The organism is Kitasatospora kazusensis, assembly GCF_039529945.1.
Classification (GTDB): domain Bacteria; phylum Actinomycetota; class Actinomycetes; order Streptomycetales; family Streptomycetaceae; genus Kitasatospora; species Kitasatospora kazusensis.
The window spans coordinates 19,140-35,500 of sequence record NZ_BAAANT010000053.1; the positions used below are offsets into that span (position 1 = coordinate 19,140).

At 72.7% G+C, this 16,361-nt stretch carries 10 protein-coding genes; 4 read left to right on the forward strand and 6 right to left on the reverse strand.

Annotated features, from left to right (window positions below; genetic code table 11):
• Positions 1 to 190: 190 nt before the first annotated feature.
• From ABD330_RS28775 to ABD330_RS28790, 4 genes are all read right to left on the reverse strand, one after another.
• On the reverse strand, positions 191 to 1,384 hold the full coding sequence (locus ABD330_RS28775; protein WP_344468988.1) for an acyl-CoA dehydrogenase family protein: 1,194 nt from the start codon (positions 1,382 to 1,384) through the stop codon (positions 191 to 193).
• 290 nt (positions 1,385 to 1,674) lie between these two features.
• On the reverse strand, positions 1,675 to 2,628 hold the full coding sequence (locus ABD330_RS28780) for a hydroxymethylglutaryl-CoA lyase (RefSeq protein WP_344469008.1): 954 nt from the start codon (positions 2,626 to 2,628) through the stop codon (positions 1,675 to 1,677).
• A gap of 98 nt (positions 2,629 to 2,726) precedes the next feature.
• Positions 2,727 to 4,985, reverse strand: coding sequence for an acetyl/propionyl/methylcrotonyl-CoA carboxylase subunit alpha (locus ABD330_RS28785; protein ID WP_344468990.1), 2,259 nt, complete (start codon positions 4,983 to 4,985; stop codon positions 2,727 to 2,729).
• A gap of 237 nt (positions 4,986 to 5,222) precedes the next feature.
• Complete coding sequence (locus ABD330_RS28790) at positions 5,223 to 6,983, reverse strand: carboxyl transferase domain-containing protein (RefSeq protein ID WP_344468992.1); 1,761 nt, start codon at positions 6,981 to 6,983, stop codon at positions 5,223 to 5,225.
• Positions 6,984 to 7,110: 127 nt separating this feature from the next.
• Between ABD330_RS28790 and ABD330_RS28795 the strand changes: the two genes are divergently transcribed.
• Both ABD330_RS28795 and ABD330_RS28800 read left to right on the forward strand, forming a co-directional pair.
• Complete coding sequence (locus ABD330_RS28795; protein ID WP_344468994.1) at positions 7,111 to 7,857, forward strand: TetR/AcrR family transcriptional regulator; 747 nt, start codon at positions 7,111 to 7,113, stop codon at positions 7,855 to 7,857.
• Positions 7,858 to 8,026: 169 nt separating this feature from the next.
• Complete coding sequence (locus tag ABD330_RS28800) at positions 8,027 to 12,115, forward strand: ABC transporter ATP-binding protein (RefSeq protein ID WP_344468996.1); 4,089 nt, start codon at positions 8,027 to 8,029, stop codon at positions 12,113 to 12,115.
• Between the two features lie 60 nt (positions 12,116 to 12,175).
• Here ABD330_RS28800 and ABD330_RS28805 read toward each other — a convergent pair whose 3' ends face one another.
• Positions 12,176 to 13,057, reverse strand: coding sequence for an ATP-grasp domain-containing protein (locus ABD330_RS28805; protein WP_344468998.1), 882 nt, complete (start codon positions 13,055 to 13,057; stop codon positions 12,176 to 12,178).
• A 114-nt stretch (positions 13,058 to 13,171) separates the two neighbouring features.
• Positions 13,172 to 13,987: a hypothetical protein gene (locus tag ABD330_RS28810; protein WP_344469000.1), complete on the reverse strand. Its 816-nt coding sequence runs from the start codon at positions 13,985 to 13,987 to the stop codon at positions 13,172 to 13,174.
• Between the two features lie 360 nt (positions 13,988 to 14,347).
• On the opposite strand from ABD330_RS28810, the gene ABD330_RS28815 reads away from it, so the two are divergent.
• Both ABD330_RS28815 and ABD330_RS28820 read left to right on the forward strand, forming a co-directional pair.
• A complete protein-coding gene (locus tag ABD330_RS28815; protein WP_344469002.1) occupies positions 14,348 to 15,385 on the forward strand; it encodes a S66 peptidase family protein in 1,038 nt (345 codons plus the stop codon).
• Between the two features lie 14 nt (positions 15,386 to 15,399).
• The gene (locus ABD330_RS28820; protein ID WP_344469004.1) at positions 15,400 to 16,143 is read left to right on the forward strand and encodes a nucleoside/nucleotide kinase family protein; all 744 of its coding nucleotides are present in this window, start codon (positions 15,400 to 15,402) and stop codon (positions 16,141 to 16,143) included.
• Positions 16,144 to 16,361 lie beyond the last annotated feature (218 nt).

The window sequence follows — 16,361 nt, forward strand, 5'->3', positions numbered from 1 at the left end:
GTCGGCCGTGGTCGGTCGGCGGTGATGGCCGTAACCGGTCGGCGGTGATCGGTCGGCGGTGATCGGGTCGGGGCCGATGGGGAATGCCTGGACTCGCGCGGGTCAGCGTGAGCCAGGGTGGATCGGGCAGCCGGAGTGGCCGGTGTGATGAGGGTGGCCGGTCTCCGGCGGCCCGGTGCCGGGCGCGGCCTCAGGACGAGGTCATGCCCAACTCCCTTGCGATGAGCATCCGCTGGACCTCGGAGGTGCCCTCGCCGATCTCCAGGATCTTGCAGTCGCGCCAGAACCGGGCGACCGGGAACTCGTTCATGAAGCCGTAGCCGCCGTGGATCTGGGTGGCCTCGCGAGCGTTGTCGACGGCGGCCTCGGAGGAGAACAGCTTCGCGATGGCGGCCTCCTTCTTGAAGGGCTCGGAGTGCAGCAGCCGGGATGCGGCGTCCCGCCAGGCGAGGCGGGAGGTGTGGGCACGCATCTCCATGTCGGCGAGCTTGAACTGGATCACCTGGTTGGCGCCGATCGCCCGCCCGAAGGCGCGACGCGTACCGGCGTACTGGAGGGACTGGTCGACGCACCCCTGGGCCAGGCCGGTGGACAGGGCTGCGATGGCGATGCGGCCTTCGTCGAGGATGCGGAGGAACTGGGCGTAGCCACGGCCACGCGTACCGAGAAGGTTGGCTGCCGGGACCCGGCATTCGGTGAAGGAGAGTTCGCGGGTGTCGGAGGCGTTCCAGCCGACCTTGGAGTACTTCTTCGAGACGGTGAACCCCGGGGTTCCGGTAGGCACGATGATGGAGGAGATCTCGCGCGTTGGCGAGACATCCGAGCCACCTTCACTCGAACGAGCGATCGGTTCCGTCAGGGCGGTCACGGTGACCAGGCCGGTGATGTCCGTGCCCGAGTTGGTGATGAAGCACTTCGTACCGTTGATCACCCACTCGTCGGTCGCCTCGTCGAAGCGGGCGGTGGTCCGGGTGGCACCGGCGTCCGAGCCGCCCTCGGGCTCGGTCAGGCCGAAGGCGCCCATCATCTCGCCCGAGGTCAGCCGGGGCAGCCACTCGCGCTTCTGCTCCTCCGTGCCGAACCGGTAGATCGGCATCGCGCCCAGCGAAACCGCCGCTTCGAGGGTGATGGCGACCGAGGAGTCGACCCGGGCCAGCTCCTCCAGCACGAGGCACAGGGCGAAGTAGTCGCCGCCCATGCCGCCGTACTCCTCCGGGAAGGGCAGCCCGAACAGGCCCATCCGCCCCATCTCGCGGATGATCTCGTACGGGAACTCCTCCTGCTCGTAGAACTCGCCGATCTTCGGTGCGATCACGTCCTGGGCGAACTCGGCCACGGTGCGCCGCAGTTGCTCGTGCTCCTGGTCCAAGCGGTGGTCAAGCATGGTGATTCTCCTCGGTCGAGGCCCCACCGGGCGGACGCTCGGGTGGGAATGGCGGGGGAGGGCGAAGAAGGCGGTGGGCGGCGGAAGCGGTCCGCACGGGGCGGGGCTCCCGCGAACGCCGGGGCAGGCCCCGGCGGCGGGGTGCGGGCCCCGGACGCCCGGTGGCCGGCACACGGTCCGGAGGCCGGTCAGGTCCGGGGCCCGGACCGTGGAGCTCACGGACCGCACGGGCGCCGGACGGTACCCCCTCCGGACCGCCCGGGAGGCCCGGGAGGCCCGGAGGGGGTGGGTCAGGCGGAGTCGCCGAGCAGTGCCTGCACGGCTCGGGAGGGGCTCGGGCGGCCGAGCTGCCGGGCCATCCAGCCGCTGGTGGCGACCAGGGCCCGGAGGTCGACCCCGGTCCGGATGCCGAGGCCGTGCAGCATCCAGACCAGATCCTCGGTGGCGAGGTTGCCGGTGGCGCTCTTGGCGTAGGGGCAGCCGCCGAGGCCGCCCGCCGACGCGTCCACCGTGGTCACGCCGCAGCGCAGTGCCGCCAACGTGTTCGCCAGGGCCTGGCCGTAGGTGTCGTGGAAGTGCACGGCGAGCCGCTCGACCGGCACCCCCGCCCGGGCGAAGCCCTGGAGCAGCGCGGTGACCTGGCCGGGTGTGGCCACCCCGATGGTGTCGCCCAGGCTCAGTTCGGTGCAGCCCAGCTCCAGCAGCCGCACGCCGAAACCGATCACCTGGGAGAGCGGTACCGGGCCTTCCCACGGGTCGCCGAAGCACATCGAGAGGTAGCCGCGCGTCGGCACGCCCGCCTCCGATGCCCGCTGCACCACCGGGCGGAACATCTCCAGCACCTCGTCGGCGGACCGGTTGAGGTTGCGCCGGGCGAAGGTCTCGGTGGCGCTGGCGAAGACCGCGATGTCACCGACCCCGTGGGCAAGCGCCCGGTCGAGGCCGCGTTCGTTGGGGACCAGGACCGGCAGCCGGAGACCGGGGTAGGCGGCGGGGAGGCTGGCCAGGTGCGGCATCAGCTGCTCGGCGTCGGCGAGCTGAGGCACCCACTTGGGGTGGACGAAACTGGTCGCCTCGACCGTGCGCAGCCCGGCCGCCGCGAGCCTGGCGATGAACTCGGCCTTCACCTCGACGGGGACGAGCGAGCTCTCGTTCTGCAGGCCGTCACGCGGCCCGACCTCGTGGATCCGCACCTCGGCGGGCAGGTCCGGGGCCGGTACCGGCTCGGGCAGCCCGAGCTCCAGGGCGTCCGGCTCGTGGGCCGTCCCGTGCGCCGCCTCGGACGTCGTCCCGCCCGCCGACTGTCCGTCCGCCGACTGTCCGCCCGCCTGGGCGTCGGCGGTCATGACGCGACCTGCGCGGACGTGCCGTCGCCGGCCGCCGCGTCGCCGGCCGCGCCGCCCGCCGTCTCGTCGGCGGGCGTGACGACGGCCAGCACCTCGTCCATCGCCACGGTCCCGCCCGCGGTGGCCCGCAGTTCGCTGACGGTGCCGTCGTGCGGCGCCGTGATGACGTGTTCCATCTTCATCGCCTCCAGGACGAGTAGGGCTTGACCACGTTTGACCGTCTCGCCGAGTTCGGCCTTGACCACGGTCACGGTGCCCGGCATCGGTGCGGTGAGCGCGCCGTGGTGGGCGGCGCCGGTGGACGTCCGGTCGGCGACCGGGTCGTGGGTGTGCACCGCCATGGCGTCGCCGTCGATCCCCAGCCAGGTCACCGGGCCGGCGGCGGCGGTGTTGTCGGTGGCCTGTGCGAACGTGGTCTGCAAGCCGTCGACGGTGAGCTGCAGGCGGCCTGCGGTCCGGGTGGCCCGGGCTGTCCGAATCGGCCCGTCCGCCAGGCGGACCTGCAGGTCAGGAGTGCTGGTCGAGGAGTTGTCAGTGGCCTCCGATACGTTGCCGGCAGCAACGGGTCGGACGAGGACGGAGACCGGGTCGCGGCCCGGCAGGCGGAGTCGGTGGGTGGTCCAGGCGGCCTCGCCGCCGATCCGCCAACCGGAGGGTACGGAGAACGGGTCGGTCCAGCCGTTGGCGGCGACGGTCGGGGCCAAGGTCAGCTGCCGGGTCAGTGCGGCGGCGAAGTACAGCGTCTCCACGGCGGACACCGCCGGTACGGCGGCGGGCGCGTCGGCGTCCGGGGCAGGCGTACCGGCGGCGGTGTACGGGGAGGCCAGCAGTTCCGGGTGCTGTTCGGTGGTCCGCTCGACCAGGCCAGTGTCGAGTCGGCCGGCGACGACGTCCGGGTGCGCGAGCAGCCGCCGGAGGAAGCCGGCGTTGGTGGTCACACCGAGGATCCGGGTGTCCGCGAGGGCGGCCCGCAGCCGGCGCAGCGCGGTCGGGCGGTCGGGCCCGTACGCGATGACCTTCGCCAGCATGGGGTCGTACAGGCTGCCGATCTCGGTGCCGGCGGTGATGCCGGAGTCCACCCGGACGTCGGTGCCGTGCGGTTCGTCCAGGAAGAGGATCCGCCCGCCGGTGGGCAGGAACTCCCGGTCGGGGTCCTCGGCACAGATACGGGCCTCGATCGCGTGGCCCAGGAAGGAGATGTCCGACTGGGTGAACGGGAGTGCCTCGCCCGCGGCGACCCGTACCTGCCATTCGACCAGGTCCAGCCGCTGCGGCTGCCCGGTGTCGGCCCCGATCGCGATGGCCAGCTCGGTGACGGGGTGTTCGACCTGGAGACGGGTGTTCATCTCCATGAAGAAGAAGTCCATGACTCCTTCGGGGGCGGGCCCGGTGGGGTCGATGCCCGGCACGATGAACTCCACCGTGCCGGCCCCGGTGTAGCCGCAGGCCTCGGCCGCGCGGACGGCTGCTGCGCCCATCGCGGCGCGGGTCTCCGCGTTCAGCAGGACGGAGGGTGCCTCTTCGATCAGTTTCTGGTGCCGGCGCTGGAGGCTGCACTCGCGCTCGCCGAGGTGGACGGTCCGGCCGTGGGTGTCGGCCAGGACCTGCACCTCGATGTGGCGCGGCTGCTCGACCCAGCGTTCGAGCAACAGGGTGTCGTCGCCGAAGGAGGTCCGGGCGACCCGGCGGGCGGCGGCCAGCTCGGCGGACAGGTCGGCCGGGTCGTGGACCAGCCGCATCCCCTTGCCGCCACCGCCGGCCGACGGCTTGAGCAGCACCGGGTACCCGATCTCGGCCGCTGCGGCGGTCAGTTCGGCGTCGGTCGGGGCGTCGCCCTGGCTGCCCGGTACGACGGGCACTCCGGCACTGCGGACGGCCGCCTTCGCATTGATCTTGTCGCCCATCAGCTCCACCGCGGTGGGCGGTGGGCCGATGAAGACCAGGCCGGCCTCGGTGCAGGCGCGGGCGAAGGCGGAGTTCTCGGCGAGGAAGCCGTAACCGGGGTGGATGGCCTGGGCCCCGGCGCGCCGGGCGGCCGCCAGGATCAGGTCGCTGCGCAGGTAGGTCTCGACCGCCGAGCTGTCGCTGTGCCCGTCCGGGCCGAGGCGTACGGCCATATCGGCTTCACGGACGTGCGGTGCGTCGGCGTCCGCGTCGCTGTGGACGGCGACCGACCGGACACCCAGCTGCCGGAGGGTCCGGATCACCCGTACCGCGATCTCGCCTCGGTTGGCGACCAGAACAGTGTCGAACATGGGAGGCGTTCCTCCGGGTCGAGGGAAGTCGAGGGGAGTCGAGCGAAATCGAGGGGAGTCGGAGTCAGGAGCCGACTGGAATGCGGAGCCGATCCGAACCCGGTAGTGCGTCGGGCGGCGCGTCGGGCGGTGTGTCAGACGGTGCCGCTGACGGAGCCGCACACGGTGCCGGCCCGGGACGGACGGAGTCGGAGGGGCCGGGGCGGGGCCGGCCGGTGGCGCGGCCCCGCAACCGGCTCACATCCGGAAGACGCCGTACGGCCGGGGCTCGGCGAGCGGTGCGTTGGCGCAGGTGGTGAGGGCCAGGCCGAGGACGGTCCGGGTGTCGAGCGGGTCGATCACACCGTCGTCCCACAGCCGGGCGGTGGCGTAGTAGGCGTTGCCCTGGCGCTCGTACTGCTCGCGCACGGGCCTCTTGAACTGGTCCTCCGCATCGGCGGACCACTCCTCGCCCTGCCCCTCCAACTGGTCGCGGCGCACGGTGGCCAGGACGGAGGCCGCCTGCTCGCCGCCCATCACCGAGATCTTCGCCCCGGGCCACATCCACAGGAAGCGCGGCGAGTAGGCCCGCCCGCACATCGAGTAGTTGCCGGCGCCGTACGAGCCGCCGATCACCACCGTCAGCTTCGGCACCCGGGTGCACGCGACGGCGGTCACCATCTTGGCGCCGTGCTTGGCGATGCCGCCCGCCTCGTACTGCCGCCCGACCATGAAGCCGGTGATGTTCTGCAGGAAGAGGAGCGGGATGCCGCGCTGGTCGCACAGCTCGATGAAGTGGGCGCCCTTCTGGGCGGACTCGGCGAACAGCACGCCGTTGTTGGCGACGATGCCGACCGGGTGGCCGTGGATCCGGGCGAAGCCGGTGACCAGGGTGGCACCGTACTCGGCCTTGAACTCGGCGAACCGGCTGCCGTCCACCAGGCGCGCGATCACCTCGCGGACGTCGTACGGCGTGCGCGGGTCGACGGGCACCGCTCCGTACAGTCCGGCCGGGTCGACCGCCGGCGGCTCGGCCGGGGTCAGCGGCCAGGGCGTGGCCGTACGCGGCCCGAGCCCGGAGACGATCGTGCGGACGATGGAGAGCGCGTGGGCGTCGTCGTCCGCGAGGTGGTCCGTCACGCCGGAGGTCCGGGAGTGCAGGTCGCCGCCGCCCAGCTCCTCGGCCGTGACGACCTCGCCGGTGGCGGCCTTCACCAGCGGCGGCCCGCCCAGGAAGATGGTGCCCTGGTTGCGGACGATCACGGCCTGGTCGCTCATGGCCGGGACGTAGGCCCCGCCCGCCGTGCACGAGCCCATCACGGCCGCGATCTGCGGGATACCGGCGGCGGACAGCCGCGCCTGGTTGTAGAAGATCCGTCCGAAGTGGTCGCGGTCGGGGAAGACCTCGTCCTGCATCGGGAGGAAGGCGCCGCCGGAGTCCACCAGGTACAGGCAGGGCAGCCGGTTCTCCAGCGCCACCTCCTGCGCCCGGAGGTGCTTCTTGACGGTCATCGGGTAGTACGTGCCGCCCTTGACGGTGGCGTCGTTCGCCACCACCACGACCTCGCGGCCGGCCACCCGCCCGATGCCGGCGATCACGCCGGCCGCCGGCGCCGCGCCGTCGTAGAGGCCGTCGGCCGCCAGAGCGCTGAGCTCCAGGAAGGGGGAGGAGGGGTCGAGCAGGGTGTCCACGCGCTCGCGTGGCAGCAGCTTGCCGCGGGCGGTGTGCCGGGCGCGGGCCTTGGCGCCGCCGCCGAGCGCGGCGGTCGCGAGCTTCTCCCGAAGCTCCGTGACCAGCGCCTGGTGTGCGGCGGTGTTCGCGCGGTACGCGGCCGAGCCGGGGTCGACCGCGCTCTCCAGCCGGGGCGCGAGCGCGGCAGCGGCGGCTCCGGCCGACGCGGCCGGGCCGTCGGCCGGGTCGGCGAACGAGCCGCCGAACAGGCCGGACGAGTTGCCGGACGAACCCGCCGACGGGCCGGGTGTCGGCCTGACGGTCGGTCCAACGAATGCGGGGGCCATCTCAAGAGCTCCCTTGCCCTCGGAGCCATCCGGGTGGACGGACAGGTAGGTCCGCACCCAAGTTAGTGAGCGTTAACTCTCGCCGTCAGGTTAACGCTCGATAACCCGACTGTCTACGATGTGCATCATGTCGAACGTCCAAGCTGCCTCCGCGCTCCCTCGCCGCGACCAGATCCGGCGGGAGGCCGCCCGGCTGTTCGCCGCCCGAGGCTTCCTGGGTGTCGGGGTGGACGAGATCGGCAAGGCCGTCGGGATAAGCGGACCCGGCCTGTACAGGCACTTCTCGGGCAAGGACGCGATGCTGGCCGACCTTCTGGTCGGCATCAGCGAGCGCCTGCTGGAGGAGGGCCGCCGACGGGTCGGGGAGGCCGGAAGTGCGCCCGGCGCACTCGATGCGCTGATCGGCGGGCACGTCGACTTCGCGCTGGATGACCAGGACTTGATCATCTTGCACGACCGCGAACTGCTGCACCTGAAGGAGGAGGACCGCCGTCATGTGCGACGGCTCCAGCGTCGCTACGTGGAGCTGTGGGTCGAGGTGGTCCGCGAGGCGTTCCCGGCGCTGGCGACGCCCGAGGCGGGCCCGTTCGCCCGCGCGGCCGTGCACGCGGTCTTCGGACTGATCAACTCGACCCCGCACAGCGCCGCCCCGCAGTCGGCGGCCGCCGGGGACGGGGACAAGGGCGGACTGCCGCGCGACGCCATGGCGTCGCTGCTGCACAGCCTGGCGCAGGGCGCCTTCGCGGCCGCCGCCGTGACCGCGACTGCTGCCGCCACTGCTGTCGGCGCCGCCGCGCCTGCCGATGCCGAAGCCGCGGCCACTGCCGCGACCGCCGCCGCCGCCGTCGTGGACCCGGTCGGCCCCGGGAAGTAGGACCAACGGGGGAGTCCGCCCGACCCTCTGGTCCGGTGCGGAACGCCGTTCCGGCGAGTCAGGCTGGTCGGGTCGGGAAGCCTGCTCGGTCGTGTGCTGTTCGAGTGTCTGGCACGCCCGTCGAATCACGATGGACGACAACTCGACGGAATGGTTAGTATCCCTAAATATGCCTGAGACTCACGGATCCACTGCGGAGCTTTCCCAGGGTGGCAACGCCCCCCGCGACCCGTCCGGCCCGACCTCGGCATCCCGGTCGGCGACGACCGCGCTCGCGCCGCCCGCCGCTGCCCGTCCGGACCGCACCGCCGCCGACACGGCCACCGCCGCCGCTGACGCCACCGACGTGGCCGGCCTCGGCGCAGGGCCCGGTGCCGGTCCCGGTGCGGGCCCGGCGTCCGAGCGCGGCTGGCTGAGCCGGCTCGCGGGATACTGCTGGCGTTACCGGAGAAACGTCCTGCTCTCCTTCGGCGCCTCGCTCGTCGGCATGGCGATCACCGCGATCGTGCCGCTGATCACCAAGTTGATCATCGATGACGTCATCACCACCCACACCCGCCCGCTCCTGCCGTGGGCCGTGGCGCTCCTGGTGGCCGCCGCGCTGGTCTTCCTCTGCACCCAGATCCGCCGCTACTACGGCGGGCAGCTGGCGCTCGACGTCCAGCAGGACATGCGCACGGACCTCTTCCGGTCGCTCACCCGCCTGGACGGAGCCCGCCAGGACAGCCTGGACACCGGCCAGGTGGTCGGCCGGGCCACTTCCGACCTGCAGTTGATCAACGGACTGCTGTCGATGCTGCCGATGATGACCGGCAACTTCCTGATGTTCGGCATGTCCGCCCTGGTGATGCTCTGGCTCTCACCCCCGCTGACCCTGGTCGCCCTGGTGATGGGCCCGGCGCTCTGGTGGATCGCGACGCTGAGCCGCAAGCGGCTCTTCCCCGCGACCTGGGCCGCCCAGCAGGAAGCGGCGGTGGTCGCGGGCGTCGTGGACGGGGCCGTCGGCGGGGTCCGGGTGGTCAAGGGCTTCGGTCAGGAGGCACAGGAGCGCGCCAAACTCGAACAGGCCTCACGCGGTCTGTACGGCGCGCGGCTCCGCTCGATCCGGCTCAACAGCCGCTACACCCCCGCCATGCAGGCCATCCCGGCGCTCGGGCAGGTCGCCGTGCTCGCGCTCGGCGGCTGGCTGGCCGTACGCGGGGACGTCTCGCTCGGCACCTTCGTGGCCTTCTCCACCTACGTGGCCCAGCTGACCGGCCCGGTGCGGATGCTCACCATGCTGATCACCGTGGGCCAGCAGGCCCGGGCCGGAGTCGAGCGGGTCCTGGAGCTGGTCGACCAGCAGCCGCTGGTGCGGGAGCGCGCCGACGCGGTCGACCTCCCGGCGTTCTCCGGAGCGGCCGCGTCCGCCGGATCCGCTGCCTCCGCAGGATTCGCTGCCTCCGACACGTCCCGTGACCCGGCCGGGGCAGACGTCCCGGCGCTTGAGTTCGACGCCGTCGACTTCCGGTACGAGGCCGCCGCGGACGAGCACGAACTCGTCCTCGCCGGGTTGAGCCTCTCGCTCGCCGAAGGGGAGACGCTGGCCCTGGTCGGCGGCTCGGGCTCCGGCAAGTCGACGGTCGCCCAACTCGTCCCCAGGTTCTACGACCCGGTGGCCGGCAGCGTCCGCGCGTACGGCCACGACCTGCGCGACCTGACACTCGACTCGCTGCGCGCCGCCGTCGGCATCGTCCCGGAGGACAGCTTCCTCTTCTCCGAGACCGTCAGCACCAACATCGCCTACGGGCGGCCGGACGCGACCGAGGAACAGATCCGGGCCGCCGCCCGGGCGGCGCAGGCCGACGGCTTCATCCGCGACCTCCCGGACGGCTACCTCACCAAGGTCGGCGAGCAGGGCCTGACGCTTTCCGGCGGCCAGCGGCAGCGCATCGCGCTCGCCCGCGCGATCCTCAGCGACCCCCGGATCCTGCTGCTCGACGACGCGACTTCCGCCGTGGACCCGCAGGTGGAGGCGGAGATCCACGAGGCGCTGCGCAGCGTGATGGCCGGCCGGACGACCCTGCTCATCGCCCACCGGCGCTCGACCCTCCAGCTGGCCGACCGGATCGCCGTCCTCGAACGCGGCCGACTGGTCGACATCGGCACGCACGAGGAACTCGACGCCCGATGTCCCCAGTACCGGGCGTTGATCACCGACCCGGACGCGGCGCTTCAGCCGTCCCTTCAGCACCCGGCCCCGGCGCCGACCCAGCAGTCCCAGGAGTCTCAGCAGACCCGGAGCCGGCCCGAGGCCCTGACCCCGCTCCCGGCCGCGAAGTCCGCCGAAGCGAAGTCCGCCAAGGCTTCCGAGAGCAAGGCTTCCGGGACCAAGCCCGCCGAGAGCAAGGCCGCCGACCCGGACCTGCTGGCCAAGGTGGCCGCACTCCCGGCCGCCCTCGACACCCCGGACATCCCGCTCGCCGCCGCAGAGGCCGGCGATCCGGACTTCGGCCTCGGCCGGCTGCTGGCCCCCTTCCGCCGCCCGCTGCTGCTGGCTCTGCTGCTGCTCGCGCTCGACGCGGCCGCCGGGCTCGCGATACCGGTGCTGATCCGGCACGGCATCGACGACGGTGTCAGCAAGGCGGCGTTCGGCGGTGTGGCCGCCGCCTCACTGGCCGCGCTCGTCGTGGTGGCGCTCGACTGGCTGGTCCAGAGCGCCGAGACCCGGGTGAGCGGGCGCACCGGTGAGCGGGTGCTCTACACCCTGCGCCTGAAGATCTTCGCCCACCTGAACCGGCTCGGCCTGGACTACTACGAGCGCGAGCTCTCCGGCCGGATCATGACCCGGATGACCACCGACGTCGACTCGATCTCCAGCTTCCTGCAGACCGGCGTGGTCACCGCGGTGGTCAGCCTGCTGACCTTCGGCGGGATCTTCGCGGCCCTGCTGGTGATCGACGCGGGGCTGGCCCTGGTGGTCTTCGCGGTGCTGCCGCTGCTGGTCATCGCCACCCTGGTGTTCCGCCGGAAGTCGACCGCCCAGTACCAGATCTCCCGCGACCTGATCAGTACGGTCAACGCCGACCTCCAGGAGAACGTGGCGGGCATGCGGATCGTCCAGGCGTTCCGCCGCCAGGACATCAACACCGACCGCTTCGTCGCCCGGGGCGTCGAGTACCGCGACGCCCGGGTCCGGGCGCAGCTGTACATCTCGCTGTACTTCCCGTTCGTGCAGTTCCTGTCCAGCGTGGCCGCCGCCCTGGTGCTGATCGTGGGCGCCTCCCGGGTGGACTCGGGCACCCTCACCATCGGCGCGCTGGTCGCCTACCTGCTGTACATCGACCTGTTCTTCGCCCCGGTCAACCAGCTGTCGCAGATCTTCGACGGCTACCAGCAGGCGTCCGTCGGCCTCGGGCGGATCCGGGAGCTGCTGCGCACGCCGACCAGTACGCCGGACACCGAGGACCCGGTGAAGGTGGAGCGGCTGCGCGGCGAGGTCCGGTTCGAGAACGTCAGCTTCGCGTACAACGGCGGCGGCGAGGGGAACCCGGAGGTGCTCTCCGGGATCGACCTGCACATACCGCAGGGGCAGACCGTCGCCCTGGTCGGTGAGACCGGCGCGGGGAAGTCCACGCTGGTCAAGCTGGTCGCCCGGTTCTACGACGCCACCGGCGGCACGGTCAGCATCGACGGCACCGACATCACCCGCTACGGCCTGGCCGAGTACCGGCACCGGCTCGGAGTCGTCCCGCAGGAGGCGTACCTGTTCGCCGGCACGGTGCGGGACGCCATCGCGTACGGGCGTCCGACGGCCACCGACGCCGAGGTCGAGGCGGCGGCCCGGGCGGTCGGGGCACACGAGATGATCGTGCGCCTGTCCGGCGGTTACCGGCACGAGGTCACCGGCCGGGGCCGCAACCTCTCCGCCGGGCAGCGCCAGCTGATCGCGCTGGCCCGCGCGGAGCTGGTCGACCCGGACCTGCTGCTGCTGGACGAGGCCACGGCCGCACTCGACCTGGCGACCGAAGCCGCCGTCAACCACGCGGCGGACCGGCTGAGCGGCGGACGGACGACACTGGTCATCGCCCACCGCCTCACCACCGCGCAGCGGGCCGACCGGGTGGTGGTGCTGGACCACGGCCGGGTGGTCGAGGACGGAGCCCACGACGAACTGCTGGCACTGGACGGCGCGTACGCGCGGCTCTGGCAGGCGTTCATCGCGGACCGCCCCACCGACCGCGATACCGCACCCGAGCCCGAGCGGGTACGCGGCTGACGGGCCGGCAGGCCAACAGGCTGAGCAGCCGACGGGCCGGGCCCGGGCAGGTGAGCGACCTCAGGCGGCGATCAGCGGGGCCAGCAGCGCCGACGCGTCGATCCCGCGCGGCAGGTCGCTCACCTGCCCGTCGCCGACCTCGACCACCCGCCAGCCCCGGCCGTCGGCGAGCTGGGCCAGGTCGGTGGTGACGAACCGGCAGCCCAGCGCCCGGACGAGCGTCCGGACCTGCGACAACCCCGGCTCCGGGGTGCTGCCGGGGTTGTCGGGGTGCGGACCGACCAGGACGGGCTCGCCGTCGACCCACCACACCCGGGCCTCGACGGCCCGCCCCTGCTCGTCCCGCACGAACTCCTCGAACCGGCGCAGCACCACACCCCCGGTCATGAACTCGCCCTGGAGCTCCACGAACCGGGACACCACCCGGGCCAGGGCGGGCAGATCACCCAACTCCGGTACGTAGCAAGCCTCGTCCCACTCGTGCTTACGGGACTTCACGTAGTCCTTCACGATCGCCGGGCCCTGGCCGCCGAGCAGCCGGGCGCTCTCCGCCAGCGCGCCCGCGTCCGGCACCCCGTTGCCCGGGATCCAGCTGCTCGACGGGGTCGCCCCCTCGAACACGCCGTACCAGCCGGGGAGTTCGTGTGCGTTCGCGTACGAGGACGGCGTCGTCAGCAGCGTGCACCCGCGCCCGCCGAGCGCCTGCGCGAGCGCCGCATACGCGGGGACGGGGATCATCCACCCCCGGTACCAGAACGGTCCGCTCCCGGCCGGCACCCGACGGACGGCCTCGCCGGCCTCGCCGGCCAGCAGCGCGTCGTGGTCGAGCAACGCGTACTCACCGCCCAACTCACGGACCTGCTGGGCCTCCCACACGTAGTGCGGGTCGGGCCGCCGGGGTGCGAGCGGGTCGGCGGGCAGCAGGATCACAGGTGCGGGCATGGGGCCCAGCCTAGGGCGGCGCCTCGGCCCGACGGCGGGAACGACCCGACGGGTCGGGGGAGAACGCGTGTCGACACCCGGTGGAACCCGGCGCTTGCCGGGGCTGTCCGGCCGCTACTGCCAGTCGTGCAGGTCGAGTTCGCGGTCGTGCAGGGCTTCGGGGTTCATCAGCACGGTCAGGTGGGCACCGGCGAGCTGGTCCGCGCTCAGGCCGGTGGCTCGTACGAGCAGGTCGGTCGGCACCGAGACCGCGATGGCGGCCCGCCAGGACGGCAGTACCACCAGAGTCGTCCCACGGCCCACCTTGACGATCCGCGCGGGCACACGGCGCGGCTGTCTGTCCTCCGGCTGGGCGGGCGGCTCCGAGTAGCTGGGGGAGGCGCCGATCAGGATGCCCATCGGGGTCTGTGCGGGCAGCGGAGGCACCGGCTGTCTGCCGTCCGGCTGCGCGGGCCGCGACTCGCCCGGGGCCGACGGGCCGACGGGGTCGGGCACGGCCCGCGGGTGCAGGCGGCTCAGCCGACGGGAGGGGGTGGGGCGCCGTACCGGTCGCGGCTGTGACGGTGGCTGTGGTTGCTGCGGCTGCGTCTGCTGCGCGTCGTGCGCCGGTCTGCCCGACGGCCTGCCCGCGCCCGCCCGCTCCTTGCCGCTGTCCGACCGTTCCGATCCGCCCGTCGGCGCCCGGCCGTCCGGTGGGGCCTCGACCCCGGCCCGCTGGAGCAGCAGCCTGACCTCGGACTCGGACCGGTGGGCCGCCGCCGCCAGCCCGGCGACGTCCGTCCCTTGTTCGTACGCCGCGCGCAGCCGGGTGGCGAGCGCGGTGAGCAGGTTCGCCGCGGTGGCGGCCTCGACATCCAGCCCGCCGTGGTCGCCCGAGGGCGACGGCTCCCCTGAGGGGTCGTCGAACACGGTCTGGTCGAGCGAGGTCATCGGTGCGGGCCCTCCGGGATGGTGTTCGGATGATCCTCCCGCACGAGTGCTCGATGGGCCAAGGGGTGAGTGAGGGATGACGGAGCGTTGCGAGCGCCATCTGACGGCCAATTACCCAGGGAACGAAAGGGTCGTTCGTATCGGACCCGGCCGGATGGCCGTGACGCAAGCCTGACGAGCCCATGGGACTGCCTTTGCCAACCACCGGCCCGGCCGGGCCGACCCGGCCCCGGCGGCAGGCACCCGGTGCCCCGCGCCCCGCCCCGTGCCCCGCACCACTGCGGGCGGTCCGGACCCGGTCGGAGCGGGGATAACGTGAACAGCCGAACCCTCGAACACCCCACCAGGAGGTAGCCGCCGATGGCGCAACTCCAGCCCCGCCACGCGCTCCGCCGACCGCCCCGGCTGCTCCCCGGTGACCGGGTGGCAGTGGTCGCCCCGAGCGGACCGGTCGACCAGGAGCGGCTGGCGATCGGCACCGACCTCCTCCGCTCCTGGGGCCTGGACGTCGTACCGGGCAGCCACCTCCGCGATACCCACCCCGAGCTCCGCTATCTCGCCGGCACCGATGCCGACCGTGCCGCCGACTTCGAACGCGCCTGGCTCGACCCGGACATCGCCGCCGTCATCTGCGCCAGGGGTGGCTACGGCGTCCAGCGCATGACCGAACTGGTCGACTGGGACGCCCTCCGCGCCGCGCCGCCCAAGGCACTGGTCGGGTTCAGCGACGCCACGGCCCTGCACGAGGCGGTCGCCCAGCGGCTCGGCGTGGCCACGCTGTACGGGCCGATGGCCACCACCACCTCTTTCATCGCCGACGCCGGGACGGCCGGCCACCTGCGCCGCACCCTCTTCGACCCGGCCGACACCACCGTCCTCACCGCACCCACCGCGACGCCACTGGTGCCGGGGGCCGCCCACGGCATCACCGCCGGCGGCTGCGCCTCCGTCCTGGCCGCCGACCGTGGCACACCCACGGCCCGCCCCTCGTTCGCCGGGGCACTCCTGCTCCTGGAGGACACCAACGAACATCCCTACCAGCTCGACCGGATCCTCACCCAGCTGCTCCGCTCCGGCGCGCTCGACGGAGTGGCCGGGATCGTCCTCGGTTCCTGGAACGGCTGCGGCCGGCTGGAGCGGGTCCGGGAGCTGATGCTCGACCGCCTCGCCCCGCTCGGAGTGCCGATCCTCTGGGAACTCGGCTTCGGCCACGGCCCCTCCACCCTCACCGTTCCCCTCGGCATCCCGGCCCGGCTCGACGCGACGGCCGGCACGCTGACCCTGGACCTTCCGGCGCTCTCCGACGGGACACACGCCGAACAGACACACGCCGACCGGTCGGCCGCCGACGGCACACGGCCTACCGGAACGCGCTCTGCCGAATCCGCCGCCTCGTGAGTAGGGTGCGCCCCATGCATGTGGACGACCCCGGCGCCCGGCGCCCCGACAGCAGCCCCAAGTCCGTCGCCGAACCCCTCGTCGGTCCCGAGGCGCTACTGGCCCGGGCGGCCGAGCTGCTGAACGGTGGGGGCGCCCGCGTGGGCCGGAGCGTCCTCGGCCTGACCGGCCCGCCGGGCGCAGGGAAATCCACCCTCGCCCGGTACCTGATCACCGAACTCGACCGCCGGGAGGGCCCCGGCGCCGTTGCCTACCTCCCACTGGACGGTTTCCACCTCTCCAACACCCAGCTCGACCGCCTGGGCCTCCGTGCCCGCAAGGGCTCACCGCCCAGCTTCGACGCCCTGGGCTACGTCGCCCTGCTGCGCCGAGTGGTGGACGAGCGCTTCCACGATGTCTACGCGCCGGACTTCGACCGCACGCTCGACGAGCCGATCGCCGCCCGCCACGTCATCCGGCCGCACACCCGCCTGGTGATCACCGAAGGCAACTACCTGGCGAACGCCGACGCCCCCTGGCCGGAGGCACGCAGCCTGCTGAGCGAACTCTGGTACGTCGACACCGAGGACGCCGTCCGGGAGGACCGCCTACTGCTGCGGCACACCGGTGGGGGAGGGGACACGGACGCGGCACGGAGCAGGATCGCCTCGAACGACCACCCGAACGGCGAGTACGTGAAGTCGGCCCGGTCGGGGTGCACCCGGGTGGTCCGCACCGGTGATTTGCCCGTGGCCCAGGATGGGCGTAGTGTTCACTAGTCGCTCGGCAGGGAGCACCGGACACGCATCGGCGCGGACGGTCCCGGGGCGGCCAATCCTCTGAACCACCACTTCTCTTCCCGTTCGGGTCGTGCTCTGCTGCGGCCCGGCGTGAATTGCTGTGTGCGTTTATCGGATTGCGGCCGGATTCGCTTTGTGGAGCTGAGTTCGGCTAAAGTTTGGGACGTCGGAAAGCGCGGCGGGTGAACGAAACTCCG

Bases quoted from the DNA above. Each gene is read 5' to 3' on its own strand.
- ABD330_RS28810 (WP_344469000.1), bottom strand. From the start codon at position 13,987: ATGACCTCGCTCGACCAGACCGTGTTCGACGACCCCTCAGGGGAGCCG.
- ABD330_RS28785 (WP_344468990.1), bottom strand. From the start codon at position 4,985: ATGTTCGACACTGTTCTGGTCGCCAACCGAGGCGAGATCGCGGTACGG.
- ABD330_RS28790 (WP_344468992.1), bottom strand. From the start codon at position 6,983: ATGGCCCCCGCATTCGTTGGACCGACCGTCAGGCCGACACCCGGCCCG.
- ABD330_RS28815 (WP_344469002.1), top strand. From the start codon at position 14,348: ATGGCGCAACTCCAGCCCCGCCACGCGCTCCGCCGACCGCCCCGGCTG.
- ABD330_RS28800 (WP_344468996.1), top strand. From the start codon at position 8,027: ATGCCTGAGACTCACGGATCCACTGCGGAGCTTTCCCAGGGTGGCAAC.
- ABD330_RS28795 (WP_344468994.1), top strand. From the start codon at position 7,111: ATGTCGAACGTCCAAGCTGCCTCCGCGCTCCCTCGCCGCGACCAGATC.
- ABD330_RS28775 (WP_344468988.1), bottom strand. From the start codon at position 1,384: ATGCTTGACCACCGCTTGGACCAGGAGCACGAGCAACTGCGGCGCACC.
- ABD330_RS28820 (WP_344469004.1), top strand. From the start codon at position 15,400: ATGCATGTGGACGACCCCGGCGCCCGGCGCCCCGACAGCAGCCCCAAG.
- ABD330_RS28805 (WP_344468998.1), bottom strand. From the start codon at position 13,057: ATGCCCGCACCTGTGATCCTGCTGCCCGCCGACCCGCTCGCACCCCGG.